Here is a 19955-nt window from a genome sequence, read left to right as displayed (position 1 = left end):
TTGGACGGCGCCGGTCGGTCTCTTTATCGTTTACCCATTCCGCCACCAGCTTTTCTAGGGAACGACCGGGATCGTCCGCCGCCGGCGGCAACAACAAAAGGGAGACCCCATGACGCACCGCGCTTTTCACCGCCAGCAGGGCTTGAGCCTCTGGCCGCTGCTTATCGTGCTTATTGTCCTCGCCGCTCTGGCCGCCGCCGGCTGGTGGGGCTGGCAACAATGGCGGGTGCTGGAGCAGGACCGCCGGGACAGCCAGGGCGAGATCAGCGACCTGCGCAGTGAACTGAACCGGGAATCCCAGCGCCGCGACCGGGCGCTTCAGGAAATACGCGAATCCCAGGACCGCATCGAAGCGGCCCGCGCCCGCGACCGGGAGGCCCTGGCCGATGTGCGCCAGGGCGGGCAGCGTCTGTGGCTGATCAACGAAGCGGAATCCCTGGCCGCGCTGGCCGGCCAGCGCCTGATGCTCACCGGCGACGCCGAGGCCGCACGCCGCCTGCTGCAGGCCGCGGACCAGACCCTGGCGCGTCTCGACGACCCGCAGGCGCTGCCGGCCCGCAAGGCGCTGGCGGTGGACATCGAAAAACTCAACGGCGCCCGCCAGGTGGACGTCGAGGCCATGGTACTGCGCCTCGGCGCGCTGCAGGCGCTGATCCCGGAGCTGGCGGTGCCGGAGCGCCAGGCGCCGCCCGCCGAGGACACCGAACAGGACGCCGGCTGGTGGCAGCGGCTGCTCAACCATCTGCCGGTGACGGTGCGCCGCCACGAAGGCGAGGTGCCGCTGCCGCTCACCGAAACCCAGGCGTCCACCGTGCGCCTGACCCTGGACGCCAGCCTGCAGCAGGCGCAGCTGGCGCTGATGCAGCGGCGCGTGCAGGCCTACCGGCAGGCGCTGGATAACGCCGCCGCCATGCTCAACCAGTGGTTCCAGGAAGATCAGGGCCGGGTGCGCCAGATGCGCGCCGCCCTGGAGGAATTGGGCGGCCAGCAGGTGGAGCAGGCGTTGCCGGAAATCGGCGCCGGCCTGGACGCGGTGCGCGGCCTCAAGCGCGACCTGCTGAAAAGCGGCGGTGACGGCACGGCCGGGGAGGCCGGCCGATGAAAAAAGCGCTGCTGCTGATTGTCGTCGTCCTGCTGGCGGCCACCTTCCTGGGCCGCTGGATGGCCGCCGATTCCGGCTACCTGCTGGTGATCCGCGACCAATGGCGCCTGGAGTCCACGCTCGGCTTCGCGCTGCTGGCGCTGATCCTGGGCGCGGTGGCTCTGGTTGTTCTGACCCTGCTGGGCAACCTGGCCTGGAACCTGGCGGAGCCGGTGCGCGCCACCCGGCGGTTTCGCCGCGGCGTGGCCCGCCGCCGCCTGAAAAGCGGCTTTATTCTGCTGATGGACGGCGAACTGGATAAGGCCGAACGGCTGCTCACCGCCGCCGGCCGCGACGGAGACTGGCCCCTGGTGGCCTGGTTGCTGGCGGCGGAATGCGCCCGCCAGCGCGGCGACGGCGAGGCCCTGGAAGAGTACCTGCAAAACGCCGCCAAGAGCCGCCGGGGCGACAGCTTCAGTGGCCTGATGCGGGCCCGCTTTGCCCTCGACGACGGCCGCCCGGCCGCCGCCCACCGGGAGCTGAAAGGTCTGGTGGAACAGGCGCCCGGCAACAAACGCATTCTGGCGCTATACGCCGACGTGCTGGAACGCGAGCGCGACTGGCCGGCGCTGTGCGCCCTGGCACCGCGTCTGCGCCGCGCCCTCGGCGACGCCTACGCGGCCCGCCGCGAGCGCCGCGCCTGGCTGGCCCGGGTGCAGCAACTGGCGCAGAAGCCGGGCTTCAACGACGGCGACAGCCGCGCCCGGGAGCTGCGTGACCTGTGGAAGCAGGTGCCCAGCGCGCTCAAGCAGGATCCGGCCATGGTGGCCCGTTACGCCGGCTTCCTGGCGCAGCTCGGTGAAGGTAGCCGCGCCCTGTCGCTGGTCAAGGAGCAGCTGGAACGGGACTGGGACGACCGCCTGCCGCCGGTGCTGGAAGCCATCGACGACGTGTCCCCGGACGAACTGCTGCAGAACCTGGAAAAGTGGCTGGTGGACCGCCCCGGCAACGCGGCGGTGCTGGTCACCGCCGGGCGGGTGGCGCTCAAGGCGCGGCTGTGGGGCAAGGCGCAGAACTTCTTCGAAGCGGCGGCCAATTCCAGCCAGAGCGCCACCGCCCTGGCGGAGCTGTCGCGGCTCTACCTGGCGCTGGGCGATCAGGTCAAAGCCGCCAAGGTCCTGGAACGCCGCGTCGCCGAACTCGACGGCCAGCTCCCCGATCTCCCACTGCCCTGACCGGGTTGGTGGGCTTGTGGGAGCGGGCCCAGCCCGCGAAAGGGTGGCTTTCAGCCACCCGGCAGGATCCCAGAGACCTGGTTCTTCAGGTGTCCGGTGCTCCGTATCGGAGACGCGGTGCAATGGTGGTGCCTTCCGGGATCGCTCAAGCCCCGCTAGCGGGCCCGGCCACCCATCACAGATGGGCGGCGTTCGGCGGCGCGCGAAGCAGTGCTTCGCAACACGCTTGCCTCACCCCTGGCCGCTGTTAGTTTGGCCCTCCCTGGCCAAACAGCTCCCTCCAGGCACCACCATTGCCCCGCTCACTTGGCAGCGTCACCGCCACGGGTCACAAAAGCCGCCCGGACCATTCTACGAAGCTCGGTTTGTGGGAGCGGGCCCGGCCCGCGAAAGGGAGCGAAGCTCCCGGCAGGATGCCAGAGAGATTGCTAACGGCGGCACAAACAGCGTCTCTGGAATCCCGCCGGCCGGCTTTGCCGGCCTTTCGCTTGCAAGGCAAGCTCCCACAAAACCCCATTCTATAGAAAGGTTCGGCGCCAGCGATAACCCGGGGCCCTGGATGCCACCAAGCAAGCGTGTCTGTGTTCTGCCCTTCCGGGACCCTGGAGAACAGGACGTTCGACAGGGAGCGTACAGGGACGTATTCACAGCGTTCCCGGAAGGGCAGAACACAGACACGCGACCCCGGATGGAGGGCGTGAGCTTCCAGAGAAGGGTCTCTGGAATCCTGCCGGGTGGCTGGCGCCACCCTTTCGCGGGCTGGGCCCGCTCCCACAAATCGCTCCCACAAAGTTAGCTACCGGAGTGCGTCGGCGATCTGCTGGGCGACCGCCCGCCAGGCGGCGTCGAGGCGGGTGACGAGCTCCGGGTAGCCGTCCCGGCTGAGGGGGCGGGTGAGGTCGAAGCGGCCGCTTCGCTCCAGACTTTCCTCTTGCTCCGAGGGCTCGGCCCGGTAGTGCCACTGGCCGCTGACGCGGGCGTTGCCGTCGGCGGTACCCTGGAAGCGGGTCACGCTGACGCCGAGGCGGCCCCGGGTGGGCGCGCCGGCGGCGGCCAGGTGGTGGCGCAGGGCGCGCCGTAGCTGGCTCGGCAGCGGTTCCGCCCAGAGGTGCTGGCGGGCGGCGTGCACCGAGGTGGGCGCGGTTTCCACCACCAGGCCGGCCTGGTCCAGGTAGCCGGCCACGTCCACCCGCACCCGGGGCAGCCGGTCGCTGGCGGCGGGCTCGCCGGCGGCGGGCAGCAGGTAGCTGTGTTCGCTGGCCGGGCCGCCGCTGGCGCAGGCGCCGAGCAGGGCGCTGATGGCCAGCAGCAGCGCGGCGAGGGGAAGCGTTGAACGGTTAGTCATGGGGCTGGGCCTTGGGCACGGGATCCGCCGGCGGATCGTGTTGGAAGATCAGAGCATTGGGTTGCTGGCGCAGGGTGCGCAGCACCGGCTCCACGTCGCGCAATACTTTTTCCAGGCGCTGCAGGGTGTCGCCGATCTGGCGGCCGTCGCCGCCGGCGGACAGGCCGTCCAGGGTGTCTTCCAGGGAGGACAGCGTGTCGTTGAGGCGGCCGGGCAGGCGCTGCATGTCCGACCCGCCGAGCAGTTTTTCGAGCCGGTCGGCGGTGGCGGCGATTTCCCGCAGGGCGCCTTCCGAGGCCGCCAGGTTGCGGTCCAGGCCTTCGGCGATGTCCTGCAGCGGCAGGCCGTTGAGGGTTTCCAGAAGCTGGGCGATCTGCCCTTCGATCTGCGCCAGCCCGCCGGATACGGTGGGGAACACCGGCACGTTCTCGAAGCGTTCATCGCGATATTCCGGGGCATCCTGGTGCACCTGTACGTCCACGAACAGGGCGCCGGTGAGCAGGTTGCCGGATTTCAGACTGGCGCGCAGGCCGCGCTGGAACATGCGCTCCATGCGCCGGCGCCAGTCGTCCAGCAGCACGTCGCCGTCGCCGGCGATGCGCTGCGGTTCGATGCGGATCAGCACCGGAATCGAGAAGCGGTTGAGCGAATCCGGTTGTTCCGCGGTGAACCGCCAGGGCACCTGTTCCACGGTGCCCACCCGCACGCCCCGGTATTCCACCGGCGCGCCCCGGCGCAGGCCGCGCACGGTGTCCTCCACCAGCAGCACGTATTCCAGGTACTGGTCGAACAGGCCGCGGCGGGCCGCTTCCTGATCCGGGTAGAGGGTGTATTCGCGGCCGTCTTCCACCGGCGTGCCGGCGGGCATGGTGTCGTCGGGCACGCCGAAGGAGACGCCGCCGCCGAGCAGCGTCTCCAGGGACTGCAGGTTGACCCGGAAGCCCTGGGTGTCGAGCTGGAAGCCGACCCCGGACACGCTCCAGAAACGGGTGGTGTCGGTGACCAGCACGTCGTAGGGCTGCTCCACGAAAATGCGGTGGCGGATGCGCTTTTCGTCGGCCAGGAATTCGGTTTCCACCACCCGGCCCACGGTCAGGCTGCGGAAGGTGATGGGGTCGCCGGTGGTGACGCTGTTGCCGGGTTCGCTGAACAGGGTCAGGTAGAGCCCTTCGGCGCCGGCCTCGGTGACCGGCGGCTGGTCTTCCACGGTGAAGCGGCGTTTCTTCTCGTCGCTGTCGCCGGGCAGCAGCTCGATGTAAGCGCCGGACAACACCGTGCCCAGCCCGCTGATGCCCTCGCGGCCGATGCGCGGTTTGACCACCCAGAAACGGGTGTCCTCGTTGAGCATGCGGTCGCTGCCGTCCTGCATGCGGGCGGTGACCAGGGTGTGCCGCAGGTCCTCGGACAGGGACACGGATTCCACCGTGCCCACCTGCACGCTGCGGGTCTTGATCGCGGTTTTGCCGGCTTCGATGCCTTCCGCGTCGTCCATCTTGAGGGTGATGGTGGGGCCCTGTCCGGACAGGTGATCGAACGCCAGCCACAGGCCGATCAGCAGAGCGGCCAGCGGGATCAGCCACACCGGTGACAGGCGGGGCAAGGTTTCGGCGATGGCGCGGGAGGGCTTGGAGGTCATCGTTCTGCCATTGTCGGGGTTGCGGGTCGCGCCGGGTCGGACGGCGCGTCACTGGGCGGCTGGCGGTCCCACAGCAGCCTCGGGTCGAAACTGAACGCGGCCAGCATGGTCAGCACCACCACGGCGGCGAAGGCGACGCCGCCGGGGCCCGGGGTGATCGACATCAGGTTACCCAGGCGCACCAGGGCGACCACGATGGCGACCACGAACACGTCGATCATCGACCAGCGGCCCACCCATTCGGTGATTCGGTAAAGGCGCATCTGCGCGTGCATATCCACCGGCGCGCCGCGGCGCACCGCCAGGCACAGCCAGGCGAGCGCCATGATCTTGCCAAAGGGTACCAGAACGCTGGCGGAGAAGATGATCAAGGCGATCGGCCAGTCGCCGTGGGAAAGAAACTGCATCACCCCGGAAATGATCGTGGCCGGCTGGGTGTTGCCCAGGCTGGTGGTGGTCATGATCGGATACAGGTGCGCCGGGAAGCAGCACAGGGTGGCGGCGATCAGCAGCGCCCAGGTGCGTTGCAGGCTGGCCGGCCGGCGCGGGTGCAGGGCGCCGCCGCAGCGCCGGCAACGGCTGTGGCCGTCGACCGGTTGCAGCTGGCCGCACTGCTCGCAGCCGATCAGCCCCTGTTCGCCGGCGGTGAGGCCGGGCCGGGTGCCCGGCGGCGCCTGCGGCGGCCCGGTAAGGCGCACCCACAGCGCCAGCGGATGCAAACGCTGCACGGTCACCAGCAGCGCCAGCGCGAAGCCGGAGAACGCCCAGAAGCCCGGTTTCAGGGTGACCTGGGCCATGCCGGCGATCTTGATCAGGCTGACCAGGGCGGCGATGGCGAACACATCGGCCATCATCCAGGGGCGCCAGCGCGGCAGCGCGCGCACCAGCATCGCCGTGCCGGCCAGCGGCGTGGCGCGCGCCAGGCTGGCGTGCACCCACAGCAGCGCCACCAGAAAACAGGCCGGCACCACCACGATGGTGGCGAACACCACCACCGCCAGGGCCGGGTGATGGAACGCGGCCAGCTGGGTGGCGGCGTCCAGCAAGCCCATCTGGTCACTGACGCCGTTCTTCTCGAAACGGATATAGGGGAACGCCAGCGCCACGGCCAGCAGGATCAGGGCGCTGGCGGCCAGGGCCGGGCTGGTCTGGTCGTTGACGGTGTGCCGCGCCAGCGGGTGGCGGCAGCGCGGGCAGCGTACCCATTCCCCCGGCGCCGGCGGCGCCACCGACAGGATCAGGTCGCACTGCGGGCACGGCACCAGGGTGTCGGACGACTGTCGGCGGGCTTCTTCCATGGGGTAACCGTCGATGAACGATGGCTCATTGTGCCGACCGGGGGTGATCAGCCGCAAGCTGGACCTGTGATCCGGAGCACCCTGTGGGAGCGGGCCCCGCCCGCGAAAGGCCGGTGCAACCGGCCGGCAGGATCCCAGAGGCGTCGTTAACAAGTTGCTTTTAAAGGTCTCTGGAATCCTGCGGGGCAACCTTTGCCGGCAAGCCGCGCTTGCCTTTCGCGGGCGGGGCCCGCTCCCACAAGGAGGTCTAGCGCGGTGCGTAATCGAACACGTCGGAGTGGATGTTCTTGGCCGGCACGCCTTCCGCCACCAGGTCGTCGAACACCGACCAGGCCATGGCCGGGGAGCCGCCCACATAGAACAGCGGCGCCAGCGGTTCGGCCAGGGCTTCCAGGGCGGCTTCGTGGACCAGGCCCTGGGCGTGGCCGGGGCGGCTCATGTCCGACAGCGCGGTGACCGCGTGGAAATCCGCCAGCTGGCGGCGCCACTGCGCGGGCAGGTCCGGCAGGTAGAGATCTTCCTCCACGCGGGCGCCCCAGAACAGGCGCACCGGGTGCGGGTAGTCCAGCTCGATCAGCCGCTCGATCATCGCCTTCACCGGCGCGAAGCCGGTGGAGCCGCAGATGAACCACAGCGGCCGGTCCAGGGCCCGGTCGATAAAGCGGCGGCCGCCGGGCAGGCTCACGGTCACCGTGGCCCGATCGTTCAGGTCCGCCATGATGGCGTGGGCGGCGCTGTTGTCGTCGCCGTGGCGGACGTGCAGCTCCAGATCCCGGCCGCCGGGCGGATTGGCGATGGAGAACGGATACTCGCCGTGGGGCAGCACCAGCGTCAGGTACTGGCCGGCGTGCCAGCGTATTGCCTTACCGGCGGGCAGGCGCAGCCATACGCGGGTCACGTCGTGGTTGAGCGGCTCGCGCTCGATAATCTGGCATTGCACTTGGTGCACGGGCAGCTCGCCCGGTGCGGTCGTCTCTGGCACGTCGATCTCGCAATCGCTGATCGGAATGGCCACGCAGTATAGCACCCGGTCGGCACCGGGTTCGTGGGCGTGGATGATGTCGCCGCTGCCGCCGTGGCGTACCGCCCCGACCGTGAGGCGGCCCTGGCAGCGCAGGCAGACGCCGTTGCGGCAGGCGTGTGGAAAACCGAAGCCCGCTTCGCGGGCCGCGGTGAGGATGGGGACATCCGGCGCGCAGTTCAAGACATGACGGCGGTTGATCCCCACGCGGAAGGTCATCAGCGGGGGTCGGCTCAGCCGGCCACGCCCACGAACAGGGCGACGATGCAGCCCATGCCGAAGAACCACACCAGGGAGCGGGCGCTGGCCCAGTCGGCGATATAGCAGATGCCGAACAGCACCCGGCTGAGCACGAACGCCAGCGCGATGCCGTCGATGGTGGCCTGCGGCGCGGTGCCGGCCAGGTGGGCGATGATCACCGCCGCGGCGAAACCGGGCAGAATCTCGAAGCTGTTCTGCTGGGCCCAGTGGGCGCGCTTGCGGGCGCCGCTCAGTTTTTCCAGAAACTCGCGGGGGTTCTTGTTCTCGTTGAGCCCGAAACCGCCCTGGAACTTGGCGAAGCCGGTGAAGGCATAGGGCAGCAGAATCGCCGCCAGAACACACCAATACGCTAACGTCATTGTTATCCGCCTCTTCTTTGTTTGTGGGTGCGGGCTTTGCCCGCGCCTACAGTCGCTATATTCCGGGCCGCGATCAATGACCGGATTGTAATGTCTGTTCAATCAGGGCAAAGCGGTCCTGGCCCCACACCAGGCGGCCGTTGACGCGGAAGCTGGGCACGCCCCAGCTGCCGGCGGCCACCATGGCTTCCCGGTTGGCCTCGGCGTCGCGCTGCCACTGGTCGTCGTCCAGCCAGCGGCGTGCCCGGTTCCAGTTCATGCCCGCCGCCGTGACCAGCTTGCGCAGGCCGGCGTCGCTGGCCGCGTCCACGCCCTGGCTCCAGATGCCTTCGCCGGCGTGCAGCAGCCATTCGCGCAAACGGCCCTCTTTCTCCGCGAACGGCCACAGCGCCATGCAACGCTCCACGCCCTTGCCCAGCGGGTCGCAGGCGCGGCCGAACGGCACCTCGTGCAGGCGCGCCTCGCGGGCGGCGTCGGTGAGGATGTAGAAGCGCTTGGCGCGCGGCACGCTCAGCCCGCGCATCACCATCGGCAGCACCGGGCGCAGCCGCAGCGTCAGGCCGTAGTGGTCGGCCAGGGCGTAGGCGCGGGGCAGGGCGATATAGGAATAGGGGCTGCGGAACGAGAAGAACATCTCCAGCTCAGGCCGCGCTTCACCGTCGTCGGCCGGGGCCGCCGGAGCGCCGGGCAACAGTGCCTGTTTGGCGCGGCCGTAATCCAGCGGCCAGGGACCGCCGCCCTGGCCCAGGGTCTCCAGGCGGCGGGCCAGGTGGTCCAGGCGCTCCAGGCTCCAGTACCACTCGCCGCCGTAATGCAGGGTGCCGGTGAGGTAGTGGCCGTCCTTCAGGAACTGGTCGCGGCGCGCTTCCAGGGCCAGTTGGGCCTGGTCCTCGGGCTGCTGGCCGTGGTCTTTCACCAGCCGTTGCAGGGCCTCCTGGTCGCCGCGCCAGAGCGCGTCGGACAGCGCGTGGGCCAGGCTCCAGAAGCGCTCGTCGTGTTCGTGTTTGAGCAGGCAGCGGGTGGCCGCCAGGGCGGTCTCCCGGTCGGGGATGCGCCAGTCCGCCGGGAAGCTCAGATCGTGCAGCCCGGCCAGGGCGGCGGCGTCCCGGGGCGCCAGCTCGCGCAGCATGTCCGGCTCCGGGTACATGGAGCGGTCCAGGTAGAGCATCACCCGGGGGGTGACGCGCACGCCGAAGTGCTCGGCGAAGCGCGGCAGCACCTGGGCCAGCAGCCAGGAGTAGGGGTCGTCGATGCGGAAGTAAAAAGTCGCCTCGTGGGGGCGGCCGCGCAGGCGCCGCCGCCACTCCGCCAGCCGGTGGCGCCAGCGTTGGGTGCCGGCGCCGGTGATCAGGCCGGCCGCGACCGGCATCAATTTGCGCTGTAGGCGGCTCATGGCGGCTCCTTCCCTGTGGTCGCTGTGTCTGTGTTTACTCGCCGATCTGGCTGAGATCGCGCACCGCGCCGCGGTCGGCGCTGGTGGTCAGGGCGGCGTAGGCCTTCAGGGCCGTGGACACCTTGCGTTGGCGCATCTCGCGGGGGCGCCAGGCGAGCTTGCCGCTGGCGTCCATTTTTTCCCGGCGCTGGGCCAGCTCGGCGTCGTCCACGCGCAACTGGATGGTGCGGTTGGGGATGTCGATGTCAATCATATCGCCCTCGCGGACCAGGCCGATGGCGCCCTGCTCGGCGGCCTCCGGCGAGGCGTGGCCGATGGACAGCCCGGAGGTGCCGCCGGAGAAGCGGCCGTCGGTGAGCAGCGCACAGCTTTTGCCCAGACCCTTGGATTTCAGGTAGCTGGTGGGGTAGAGCATTTCCTGCATGCCCGGGCCGCCTTTCGGTCCCTCGTAGCGGATCACCACCACGTCGCCGGCGACGATCTCGTCACCGAGGATGGCGCGCACCGCCGAATCCTGTGACTCGAACACCCGCGCCCGGCCGCTGAAGGTGAGGATGGAATCGTCCACGCCGGCGGTTTTGACGATGCAGCCGCGCTCGGCGATGTTGCCGTACAGCACCGCCAGGCCGCCGTCGCGGCTGTAGGCGTGCTCCAGATCGCGGATGCAGCCCTCGGCGCGGTCGGTGTCCAGGCTTTCCCAGCGGGTGTCCTGGCTGAACGCGGTCTGGGTGGGGATGCCCGCCGGCCCGGCGGTGAACATCTTCTTCACCCCGGCGTCGCCGGTCCGCATTACGTCATAGTGTTCCAGCGCCTCGGCCACGGTGGCGGAATGCACCATGGGCAGGTCGCGGTGCAGCAGGCCGGCCCGGTCCAGTTCGCCGAGAATGCCCATCACGCCGCCGGCGCGGTGCACGTCTTCCATATGGTATTTCTGGGTGGCCGGCGCCACCTTGCACAGGCACGGCACCTTGCGGCTGAGCCGGTCGATGTGCTCCATGGTGAAGTCCACGCCGCCTTCCTGGGCCGCCGCCAGCAGGTGCAGCACGGTGTTGGTGGAGCCGCCCATGGCGATGTCCAGGCTCATGGCGTTCTCGAACGCCTTGAAGGAGGCGATGTTGCGCGGCAGCACGCTCTCCATGTCCTGCTCGTAATACAGCTTGGCCAGATCGACGATGCGGCGGCCGGCTTCCAGGAACAGCTCGCGGCGGTCGGCGTGGGTGGCCAGCAGCGAGCCGTTGCCGGGCAGCGACAGACCCAGCGCCTCGGTCAGGCAGTTCATCGAGTTGGCGGTGAACATGCCGGAGCAGGAGCCGCAGGTGGGGCAGGCGGAGCGTTCCACCTCAGCCACGGTGGCGTCGTCCACCTTGTCGTCGGCGGCCATCACCATGGCGTCCACCAGATCCAGCTTGTGCTCGCCCAGTTTGGTCTTGCCCGCTTCCATGGGGCCGCCGGAGACGAAGATCACCGGAATGTTCAGGCGCATGGCGGCCATCAGCATCCCCGGGGTGATCTTGTCGCAGTTGGAAATGCACACCAGCGCGTCGGCGCAGTGGGCGTTGACCATGTACTCCACCGAGTCGGCGATGATGTCGCGGCTGGGCAGCGAATAGAGCATGCCGTCGTGGCCCATGGCGATGCCGTCGTCCACCGCGATGGTGTTGAATTCCTTGGCGATGCCGCCGGCCTTTTCCACTTCCCCGGCCACCAGCTGGCCCATGTCCTTCAGATGCACGTGCCCGGGCACGAACTGGGTGAAGGAGTTGGCGATGGCGATGATCGGTTTGCCGAAGTCATCGTCCTTCATGCCGGTGGCGCGCCAAAGCGCCCGGGCGCCGGCCATGTTGCGGCCATGGGTGGTGGTGCGGGAGCGGTACTGGGGCATGGTGGTCTCTTCGCTTTCGGATCGGAAAGCGAGGATTGTAGCGCACCCCGGGCTAAAGGCCGATATGCGTGCGCTATCCGCTAGAGACGCTTCACGAACACCTTGGAGTTGCGCTGCCAGTTGTAGAGCTGCTGCCGTTGCTCGGGCAGGGCTTCCACGCCGGCCGGGTCGAAACCCTGCTCGCGGAACCAGTGGGCGGTGTGGGTGGTGAGCACGAACAGGGTTTTCAGGCCCTGCTCCCGGGCGCGCCGTTCCAGGTAGCGCAGCATCTGCAGGCCGCGCTCGCTGTTGCGGTAGTGCGGGTGCACGGCCACGCAGGCCAGCTCGCCGGTGTGGTCGGCGGCGAACGGGTAGAGCGCCGCGCAGGCGATCACCATGCCGTCCCGTTCGATGATCACGAAACGCTGGATTTCGTTTTCCAGCAGTTCCCGTGAGCGGCGCACCAGAACGCCGTTCTGCTCCAGGGGTTCGAGCAGCTCGAGGATGCCGCCGACGTCGTCGATGCGGGCGCCGCGCAGGGTTTCGTAGGTTTCCCGGGTGACCATGGTGCCGCAGCCGTCGCGGGTGAACAGCTCCTTGAGCAGGGCGCCGTCTTCGCTGGCGTCGAGCAGGTGGGCCCGCGCCACGCCGTTGCTGGCGGCGTGGTAGGCGGCGGTGAGCTGGCGTTCCACGGCGCTGTCGGTGAAGCGCTCCTCGCCCAGCAGCCGGCCGGCTTCCTGGGGCGACAGCTCGCGCAGCAGGCGCTGTTGGCTGTCCTCGATGCGGATGCCGTCGCCGAGCACGATCATCTTGTCGGCGCCCAGGGCGATGGCGGCGGTGGAGGCCACGTCCTCGGCGTTCAGGTTGAACAGCTCGCCGGTGGGCGAGCTGCCCAGCGGCGACAGCAGCACTACATTGCCGGCGTCCATCTGCTGGCGGATGGCGTCCACTTCGATGCGCCGCACCTCGCCGGTGTGCTGGTAGTCAAAGCCGTTGCGCACGCCCACCGGTTTGGCGATCACGAAGTTGCCGCTGATCAGCTGGATCGCGGCGTTGTGCATCGGCGAGTTGGCCAGCCCCATGGAGAACAGGCCTTCCAGCTTCAAGCGCAGGGCGCCCACCGCCGCCATCACCGCCTCCAGGGCGTTGCTGTCGGTGATGCGGGTGTGGTGCTCGAAGCGGCTTTCCAGACCGGCGGCTTCCAGCCGCTGGCTGATCTGCGGCCGGGCGCCGTGCACCAGCACCAGTTTCACGCCCAGGGCGTTGAGCAGCGCCAGGTCGTGCACCAGGGTGGGCAGGCGCGGCGTGTCCAGCACCTCGCCGCCGAGCAGCACCACGAAGGTGCGCCCGCGGTGGGCGTTGATGTACGGCGACGAATTACGGAACCAGTTGACCTGGTCGCTGGCGCTGGGGGTGCTGGGCACGGGATTCTCTGGGCTCGATGACATTGGGGGAGTATAGCCACCGCCGGGCGGTGCGGACCAGATCAGATTCAGCAGGCAAGGCCTGTGGGAGCGGGCAGGGCCCGCTCCCGCCAGAGCCGCCTCAGGCCCCGAACAGACCCTTGAAGAAGTAGAAGAAGAGAATGGAAAGCAGGGCGCCCGCCGGCAGCGTCACCACCCAGGAGGTAAAGATGGTGCCCACGGTGCGCAGGTTCAGGGAACCGATGCCGCGCGCCATGCCGACGCCGAGCACCGCGCCCACCAGGGTGTGGGTGGTGGAGATCGGCAGGCCGGTGCCGGACGCCAGCACCACGGTGGTGGCGGCGCCGAGCTCGGCGGCGAAGCCGCGGCTGGGGGTCAGGGCGGTGATCTTGGTGCCCACGGTGGCCATCACCCGGGCGCCGAGAATCGCCAGGCCGAACACGATGCCCATGGCGCCCACCAGCAGGATCCAGCTGGGCATGGCGGCTTCTTTGCCGATCTGGCCGCCGCTGGCGATCACGCTGTTGATGGCGGCCAGCGGGCCCACCGCGTTGGCCACGTCGTTGGAGCCGTGGGCGAAGGCCATGGCGCAGGCGGTGAAGATCATCAGCACCGCGAAGATGCGCTCCACGGAGTGGAAGCGGAAATCCTTGTCGGCTTCCGGGTCAGGCTGGATGCGGCTGAGAATGCTGGCGCCGATCACCGCCACGATCAGGCCGCCGACCAACGCCCAGCCCAGGCTGGCGGCGAAGCTGATGTCCAGACCGATGTGTTTGAGGCCCTTGACCAGGGTCACGGCGGTCATCACGTAACCGACCATGAACATATAGAAGGGCACCACTTTCTTGGCGCGCTGGAAGGGGTCGTCCTGGTTGAGCACCAGGCGTTGCACGCTCTTGATCAGAAAGAAGGAGATGAAGCCGGCCAGCAGCGGCGAGGTCACCCAGCTGGCGACGATGGAGCCGACCTTGTCCCAGTGCACCGAGTCCATACCCACGCCGACGGCGGCGAAGCCGACGATGGCGCCGACGATGGAGTGGGTGGTGGACACCGGCCAGCCGAACCAGGACGCCACCACCAGCCAGATGCCCGCCGCCAGCAGCGCCGACAGCATGCCGTAGACCAGATAGTGCGGTGTCTCGCTGAAGACGCTGGCATCGACGATGCCCTTGCGCACCGTGGCGGTCACCTCGCCGCCGGCCAGATAGGCGCCGGCGAACTCGAAGACGATGGCGATCATCACCGCCTGTCCGACGGTGAGGGCGCCCGCCCCCACCGAGGTGCCCATGGCGTTGGCCACGTCGTTGGCGCCCACGCCCCACGCCATAAGAAAGCCGACCGCGCCGGCGATGATCAGCATCAGCATGCTGTGTTCGAGCATCCACTCCATAGCGAACCTCTGGTCAGGGTGCTTGGGTCAGGCTTTAGCGGGCCAGCAGTAGTTGCAGGCGGCCGCCCACTTTTTGGGCGCGGTCGGCCAGATCGCCGATCCACTCGATGATTTTGTACAGGAAGATCACGTCCACCGGCGGCAGCTCGGATTCCAGCTTGAACAGCTGCGAACGGATCTGGATCTGCTGCTCGTCGTTGGCCCGTTCCAGCCGGTCCAGGTCCTCGATCAGCTCCTCGACCAGCTGGATCTCGCGGCCGCTGAAGCCGGTTTCCACCAGTTCGTCGAGTTCGTTGATCGCTTTCTGGGCCTGGGCCGAGGTCTCGATGGCGCCTTGCAGATAGACGTTCATGGCCTCGGCGATGGGCTGCGGAATGGTCATTTGCCGGCCCAGCATCAGGCCGGCGATGTCCTTGGCCTTGTTGGCCACCTTGTCCTGGACGCTCACCAGCTCCAGCAGGTCGGTGCGGGACACCGGCAGGAACAGGCTTTTCGGCAGATTGAGGCGGAATTCTTTTTTCAGGGTGTCCGCCTGGTTTTCCAGGTCGGCGATGCGCTGACGGGCGGCCTTGGCCTTTTCCCAGTCGTTACTGCTGACCCCGGCGAAGAACTCGCCCAGGCCCAGTGCGCATTCGTGCACGGTGTCGTAGTGCTGTTGCAGCGGTTTGATCGGTGAGCGGCCGAACAGGCCGGCGATCGAGCTTCCGAAGGACATGGGACTACCCTGTAACGGAACGGTCATAATGATGGGGCGCGAGTATAGAGGGAAGCTTCCGTCAATTCCAACGCCCCGCCCGGAGCCCGCCTGGGCGGGCCTGGTTCAGGTTCCTCCGGAACGGGGATGGCGGCAAGTGCCGGCTCGGTCTACAGTAATCGGCAAACGGATACAGACAATCAAAAGACGGGGGAGCACCACCGTGAATGCCAGCGCCGTTCCCGCGCATCTGCGCGGCCAGGAAGTGGACGTTCGCTGGGTAATGCGCGAATTGCTCGACGAGCAGCGCGTGACCCGGGAAGAGTTCAACGTTATTTCCACCACGCCCAGGGAAAACAAGGAACTCAACTGGCACCCGTTGCAGGTGGTGGCCAAGTACCGCCTGGTGGACCGCGCCCACGGCCAGCGCATCATGGACGTGGAATTCCTCAGCGACTGGCTGGCGGCGAAAAGCGGCCTGCCCCTCTATCACATCGACCCGCTCAAGGTGGATGTGGATCAGATCACCCGGGTGATGAGCTACGCGTTCGCCGAACGGCACGGCATCGTCGCCGTGGAAAGCCACCGCGACCGGGTGGTGGTGGCCTGCGATCAGCCCTTCAAACCGGACTGGCAGGAGCATCTCAAGCAGGTGCTGGGCGACCGCGCCCTGGAGGTGGTGTTCGCCAACCCGGAGCAACTGCGCCGCTACCGCATCGAGTTCTACAACCTGAGCCGCTCGATCGCCGGCGCCGCCCGCAGCGGCGGCCAGGAGCTTTCCGGCATCACCAACTTCGAGCAGCTGCTGGAAGTGGGCAAGGGCCACCCGGACGCGGACGACCAGCACATCGTCAATATCGTCGACTGGATTCTGCAGTACGCGTTTTCCCAGCGCGCCAGTGACATCCATCTGGAGCCGCGCCGGGACCTGGGCAAGATGCGCTTCCGCATCGACGGCGTGCTGCACGACGTCTACGAGCTGCCGGCCACCATCATGGCGGCGGTCACCAGCCGGCTGAAGATCCTGTCGCGGCTGAACGTGGCCGAGAAGCGCAAACCCCAGGACGGCCGCCTGAAGACCAAGTCCCCGGACGGCGACGAAGTGGAGCTGCGTATCTCCACCCTGCCCACCGCCTTCGGCGAAAAGATGGTGATGCGGGTGTTCGACCCGGACGTGCTGGTGCGCAGTTTCTCGCAGCTCGGTTTCAGCAAGGAGGACTACCAGCACTGGCAGGCGATGACCGCCCACACCCACGGCATCGTGTTCGTCACCGGCCCCACCGGCTCGGGCAAGACCACCACGCTCTATTCCACCCTCAAGCAGCTGGCCACCAGCGAAGTGAACGTCTGCACCATCGAGGACCCGATTGAAATGGTGGAGCCCAGCTTCAATCAGATGCAGGTGCAGGCCAACATCGAGGTGGGCTTCTCCCAGGGCGTCAAGGCGATGCTGCGCCAGGATCCGGACATCATCATGATCGGTGAGATCCGCGACCTGGCCACCGCGGACATGGCGATCCAGGCGGCGCTCACCGGCCACCTGGTGCTCTCCACCCTGCACACCAACGACGCTCCCTCGTCGATCACCCGGCTGGCGGACCTAGGCGTGCCGTCCTATTTGATCTCCGCCACCGTGATCGGCGTCATGGCCCAGCGCCTGGTGCGCACCCTGTGCCCGCACTGCAAGACCGAGACCCGCCCCGACGAGGCGGCCTGGCAGGAACTGGTGCGCCCCTTCAAGATGAGCGTGCCGGACACCGTCTGCCAGCCGGTGGGCTGCCTGGAGTGTCGCGGCACCGGCTACCTGGGCCGTATGGGCGTCTACGAGACCATGCCGCTGCACGGCACCCTGAAGGGCATGGTGGGGCGCAACGCGGATCTCGAGGCGATCACCCGGCAGGCCATCAAGGGCGGCATGAAGCCGCTGCGCATCAGCGGCGCCCAGAAAGTGGCCAAGGGTCTGACCACCATCGAAGAGGTGCTGCGCGTCACCCCCTCCCAGGACGTCCTGCTCTAGGGGGCGGCGAGTGGCGCACTGCGTTAACATTGGCGTTTTCCGCTTTGCCCGTGGACAATACCGGCCATGACTGATCCGGACTATTCCGGCCTGCCCGACGAACTCTCCGTGTTGGTGACCCGGCACTGGCAGCGGTTCCAGGAAGTGGGCCATGTTCTCCCCGACGCCCTTCTCAAAGACCTGCCCCGTGTCTGGGCGGGCTCCGATTACGTGGCGGAGCAATTCATTCGCGACGCGGACCTGGGGGACTGGCTGGCCGGCTGCGCGCTCAAGGCGCGTCTCGAGCCCGGGCGGCTGGGCGAGGAGATCAGCCAGGCGGTGATGGCCTGTGACGACGAGGACGCCCTCAAGGCCACGCTGCGCCGCCTTCGCCACCGCCATATGGTGCGCCTGATCTGGCGGGACCTCACCGGGCTGGCGGACTACCACGCCACCGTGGCGGACCTGTCGTTGCTCGCCGACACCCTGATCGCCACCGCCCTGGAAAAACTCTACCAGTGGGCCTGCGAGCGCAACGGCACGCCCCGCGACGAGCAGGGCCGGCCGGTCAAGCTGGTGGTGCTGGCGATGGGCAAGCTGGGCGCCCGCGAGCTGAACCTGTCCTCGGACATCGACCTGATCTTCGCCTACGAAGACGAAGGCGAAATCGAAGGCGAACGCCGCAATCTCACCCACCACCAGTTCTTCCTGCGCCTGGGCCAGCAGCTGATCAAGGCCCTCGACCAGACCACCGGCGACGGTTTCGTGTTCCGCGTCGACATGCGTCTGCGCCCCTGGGGTAAGAGCGGCGCCCTGGCGGTGGGCTTCGACGCCATGGAAAGCTACTACGAAAACCAGGGCCGCGAATGGGAGCGCTACGCGCTGATCAAGATGCGCCCGGTGGCCGGCGATCTGGACGCCGGCGCGCGCCTGATCGAGCGGCTCAACCCTTTCGTCTACCGCCGCTATATCGATTACGGCGCGTTTGAATCGCTGCGCGAAATGAAGGGCCTGATCGAGCGTGAGGTGAACCGCAAGGGCATGCAGGCGGACGTCAAACTGGGCGCCGGCGGCATCCGCGAAGTGGAGTTCATCGTCCAGGCGTTCCAGCTGATCCGCGGCGGCCAGCTGCCCAGCCTGCGCGACCCGAACCTGATGAAAGTGCTGCCGATGCTGGTGGAGGAGGGCATGCTGCCCGAGGACGTGGTCGCCGAACTGGCCGACGCCTATGTCTTTCTGCGCGACGTGGAGCACCGCCTGCAGGCGGTCAACGACCGCCAGACCCAGCGCCTGCCCGACGACGAGCTGGGCTGGCAGCGCCTCACCTTCGCCATGGATTTCTCCGCCCGGGCGCCGTTCGAACGGGCGCTGCGCCGCCACCGGGAGCAGGTGCGCTACCACTTCAGCCAGGTGATCGCCGATCCCCAGCAGGAGGCGGAAGTGTCCGAGGGCGACCAGGAGCTGCTCGACCTGTGGCGGGGCGACGTGGATCGTGACGCCGCGGTGGCGCATCTGGAGGCGATCGGCGTCCAGCAGGCCGGCGAGGTGTTGGATCAGTTGGAGAACCTGCGCCATTCGCGCAGCGTCGAGAACATGCAGCGCATCGGCCGCGACCGGCTCGACAAGCTGATGCCGCTGTTGCTGGAAGCGCTCGGCTATCAGGGCCATGGCGCGGTCACCGCCGCGCGGCTGATCTCATTCGTGGAATCGGTGCTGCGCCGCAGTGCCTATATCGCCCTGCTGGTGGAAAACCCGGGCGCGCTGACGCAGCTGGTGAAGCTGTCCGGCGCCAGCCCCTGGATCGCCGAGCGCCTGGCCCGCCATCCGGTGCTGCTCGACGAACTGCTCGACGTCAGCACCCTGTATTCACCGCCGGCCCGCTCGCAGCTGGACGACGAGCTGCGCCAGCAACTGCTGCGCGTGGCCGAGGACGACCTGGAACAGCAGATGGAGGTGCTGCGTAACTTCAAGCAGGCCCACCTGCTGCGCGTGGCGGCCTCCGAAGTCACCGAGGTGCTGCCGCTGATGAAGGTCAGCGACTACCTGACCTGGCTGGCGGAAAGCATTCTCAACCAGGTGGTGATGCTGGCCTGGGAACCCATGGTGGAGCGCCACGGGCGCCCGCTGCGCGACGACGGCCAGCCGTGCAGCCCGGACTTCGTGGTGGTGGGCTACGGCAAGCTGGGCGGCATCGAGCTGGGCCACAACTCCGACCTGGATCTGGTGTTCCTGCACGACGCCGCCAGCGGCGGCAGCACCGACGGCGACAAGCCGGTCTCCAACGAGCAGTTCTACGCCCGCCTGGGCCAGCGCATCGTGCACATTCTTTCCACCCGCACCATGAGCGGCCAGCTCTATGAAGTGGACACCCGGTTGCGGCCCAGCGGCAGCGCCGGGCTGCTGGTGTCGTCCATGGAGGCGTTCCGCAAATACCAGCTGCAGGACGCCTGGACCTGGGAGCATCAGGCGCTGGTGCGCGCCCGGGTGGTGGCCGGTTGCAACCGTGCCCGCCAGCGTTTCGAGGCGATCCGCGACGAGGTGCTGTGCCGCGAGCGGGACCAGGAGGCCCTGCGCGTGGACGTGCTCGCCATGCGCGACAAGATGGTCGATCACCTGGCCTCCAACCAGCCCGGCTGCTTCCATCTCAAGCAGGACCCGGGTGGTATCGTCGATATCGAATTTATGGTCCAATACGGGGTTCTACGATGGGCCTCCCGTCACGGTGAACTGACCCGTTTCACCGACAATGTGCGGCTGCTTGAAACCCTCGCCGCTCTGGAATTGATGCCGGCCCAGGATGCCGGCCTGCTTCGGGAAGCCTACCTGGCCTACCGGTCCGCGGCCCATCGCGCGTCACTGCGCAAGGAAAAGTCCATCGTCGGCGACGGTGAGTTCCGCGAATTGCGGGACGGCGTGCGGACGATCTGGCAACACTGGTTCGATCTTTCGAAATAACAGCTC

General features: G+C 68.1%; 14 protein-coding genes. 4 read left to right on the top strand and 10 right to left on the bottom strand.

The window, feature by feature from the left end; genetic code table 11:
* Positions 1-109: 109 nt before the first annotated feature.
* Positions 110-1102, top strand: coding sequence for a uroporphyrinogen-III C-methyltransferase (locus tag ACMG4O_RS01310; RefSeq protein ID WP_414434248.1), 993 nt, complete (start codon positions 110-112; stop codon positions 1100-1102).
* Positions 1099-2316: a heme biosynthesis HemY N-terminal domain-containing protein gene (locus ACMG4O_RS01305; protein WP_414434247.1), complete on the top strand. Its 1218-nt coding sequence runs from the start codon at positions 1099-1101 to the stop codon at positions 2314-2316. The genes ACMG4O_RS01310 and ACMG4O_RS01305 overlap by 4 nt, the downstream gene beginning before the upstream one ends.
* A gap of 796 nt (positions 2317-3112) precedes the next feature.
* Here ACMG4O_RS01305 and ACMG4O_RS01300 read toward each other — a convergent pair.
* The 10 genes from ACMG4O_RS01300 to ACMG4O_RS01255 form a co-directional block, all read right to left on the bottom strand.
* On the bottom strand, positions 3113-3661 hold the full coding sequence (locus ACMG4O_RS01300) for a membrane integrity-associated transporter subunit PqiC (protein ID WP_414434246.1): 549 nt from the start codon (positions 3659-3661) through the stop codon (positions 3113-3115).
* A complete protein-coding gene (gene pqiB, locus ACMG4O_RS01295) occupies positions 3654-5297 on the bottom strand; it encodes an intermembrane transport protein PqiB (RefSeq protein ID WP_414434245.1) in 1644 nt (547 codons plus the stop codon). Before pqiB ends, ACMG4O_RS01300 begins: the two co-directional genes overlap by 8 nt.
* The gene (locus ACMG4O_RS01290; RefSeq protein ID WP_414434244.1) at positions 5294-6595 is read right to left on the bottom strand and encodes a PqiA/YebS family transporter subunit; all 1302 of its coding nucleotides are present in this window, start codon (positions 6593-6595) and stop codon (positions 5294-5296) included. The genes pqiB and ACMG4O_RS01290 overlap by 4 nt, the downstream gene beginning before the upstream one ends.
* Before the next feature lie 247 nt (positions 6596-6842).
* Positions 6843-7835, bottom strand: coding sequence for a 2Fe-2S iron-sulfur cluster-binding protein (locus ACMG4O_RS01285; RefSeq protein WP_142950011.1), 993 nt, complete (start codon positions 7833-7835; stop codon positions 6843-6845).
* 14 nt (positions 7836-7849) lie between these two features.
* Positions 7850-8236, bottom strand: a complete 387-nt coding sequence (locus ACMG4O_RS01280; RefSeq protein WP_370185599.1) for an MAPEG family protein — start codon at positions 8234-8236, stop codon at positions 7850-7852.
* A 73-nt stretch (positions 8237-8309) separates the two neighbouring features.
* A complete protein-coding gene (locus tag ACMG4O_RS01275; protein WP_255442663.1) occupies positions 8310-9629 on the bottom strand; it encodes a DsbA family protein in 1320 nt (439 codons plus the stop codon).
* A 34-nt stretch (positions 9630-9663) separates the two neighbouring features.
* Complete coding sequence (gene ilvD, locus ACMG4O_RS01270; RefSeq protein WP_142950013.1) at positions 9664-11511, bottom strand: dihydroxy-acid dehydratase; 1848 nt, start codon at positions 11509-11511, stop codon at positions 9664-9666.
* 80 nt (positions 11512-11591) lie between these two features.
* Positions 11592-12938 (bottom strand): amino-acid N-acetyltransferase, encoded by a 1347-nt coding sequence (argA, locus tag ACMG4O_RS01265; RefSeq protein WP_414434243.1) that lies wholly within the window; start codon positions 12936-12938, stop codon positions 11592-11594.
* Positions 12939-13035: 97 nt separating this feature from the next.
* Complete coding sequence (locus ACMG4O_RS01260) at positions 13036-14304, bottom strand: inorganic phosphate transporter (protein ID WP_414434242.1); 1269 nt, start codon at positions 14302-14304, stop codon at positions 13036-13038.
* Between the two features lie 34 nt (positions 14305-14338).
* Positions 14339-15019: a TIGR00153 family protein gene (locus ACMG4O_RS01255; protein ID WP_142950016.1), complete on the bottom strand. Its 681-nt coding sequence runs from the start codon at positions 15017-15019 to the stop codon at positions 14339-14341.
* A 262-nt stretch (positions 15020-15281) separates the two neighbouring features.
* Between ACMG4O_RS01255 and ACMG4O_RS01250 the strand changes: the two genes are divergently transcribed.
* A complete protein-coding gene (locus ACMG4O_RS01250) occupies positions 15282-17015 on the top strand; it encodes a GspE/PulE family protein (protein WP_142950031.1) in 1734 nt (577 codons plus the stop codon).
* Positions 17016-17081: 66 nt separating this feature from the next.
* The gene (glnE, locus tag ACMG4O_RS01245; RefSeq protein ID WP_194855167.1) at positions 17082-19949 is read left to right on the top strand and encodes a bifunctional [glutamate--ammonia ligase]-adenylyl-L-tyrosine phosphorylase/[glutamate--ammonia-ligase] adenylyltransferase; all 2868 of its coding nucleotides are present in this window, start codon (positions 17082-17084) and stop codon (positions 19947-19949) included.
* Positions 19950-19955 lie beyond the last annotated feature (6 nt).

It is taken from the genome of Alloalcanivorax venustensis (assembly GCF_047495515.1).
In the GTDB taxonomy this organism is placed as follows: Bacteria; Pseudomonadota; Gammaproteobacteria; order Pseudomonadales; family Alcanivoracaceae; genus Alloalcanivorax; species Alloalcanivorax venustensis.
This window is presented reverse-complemented; position numbering and strand designations above follow the sequence as displayed.

Coding starts and splice junctions, on each gene's coding strand:
- ACMG4O_RS01310 (WP_414434248.1), top strand. CDS start 110: ATGACGCACCGCGCTTTTCACCGCCAGCAGGGCTTGAGCCTCTGGCCG.
- ACMG4O_RS01305 (WP_414434247.1), top strand. CDS start 1,099: ATGAAAAAAGCGCTGCTGCTGATTGTCGTCGTCCTGCTGGCGGCCACC.
- ACMG4O_RS01300 (WP_414434246.1), bottom strand. CDS start 3,661: ATGACTAACCGTTCAACGCTTCCCCTCGCCGCGCTGCTGCTGGCCATC.
- pqiB (WP_414434245.1), bottom strand. CDS start 5,297: ATGACCTCCAAGCCCTCCCGCGCCATCGCCGAAACCTTGCCCCGCCTG.
- ACMG4O_RS01290 (WP_414434244.1), bottom strand. CDS start 6,595: ATGGAAGAAGCCCGCCGACAGTCGTCCGACACCCTGGTGCCGTGCCCG.
- ACMG4O_RS01285 (WP_142950011.1), bottom strand. CDS start 7,835: ATGACCTTCCGCGTGGGGATCAACCGCCGTCATGTCTTGAACTGCGCG.
- ACMG4O_RS01280 (WP_370185599.1), bottom strand. CDS start 8,236: ATGACGTTAGCGTATTGGTGTGTTCTGGCGGCGATTCTGCTGCCCTAT.
- ACMG4O_RS01275 (WP_255442663.1), bottom strand. CDS start 9,629: ATGAGCCGCCTACAGCGCAAATTGATGCCGGTCGCGGCCGGCCTGATC.
- ilvD (WP_142950013.1), bottom strand. CDS start 11,511: ATGCCCCAGTACCGCTCCCGCACCACCACCCATGGCCGCAACATGGCC.
- argA (WP_414434243.1), bottom strand. CDS start 12,938: ATGTCATCGAGCCCAGAGAATCCCGTGCCCAGCACCCCCAGCGCCAGC.
- ACMG4O_RS01260 (WP_414434242.1), bottom strand. CDS start 14,304: ATGGAGTGGATGCTCGAACACAGCATGCTGATGCTGATCATCGCCGGC.
- ACMG4O_RS01255 (WP_142950016.1), bottom strand. CDS start 15,019: ATGTCCTTCGGAAGCTCGATCGCCGGCCTGTTCGGCCGCTCACCGATC.
- ACMG4O_RS01250 (WP_142950031.1), top strand. CDS start 15,282: ATGCGCGAATTGCTCGACGAGCAGCGCGTGACCCGGGAAGAGTTCAAC.
- glnE (WP_194855167.1), top strand. CDS start 17,082: ATGACTGATCCGGACTATTCCGGCCTGCCCGACGAACTCTCCGTGTTG.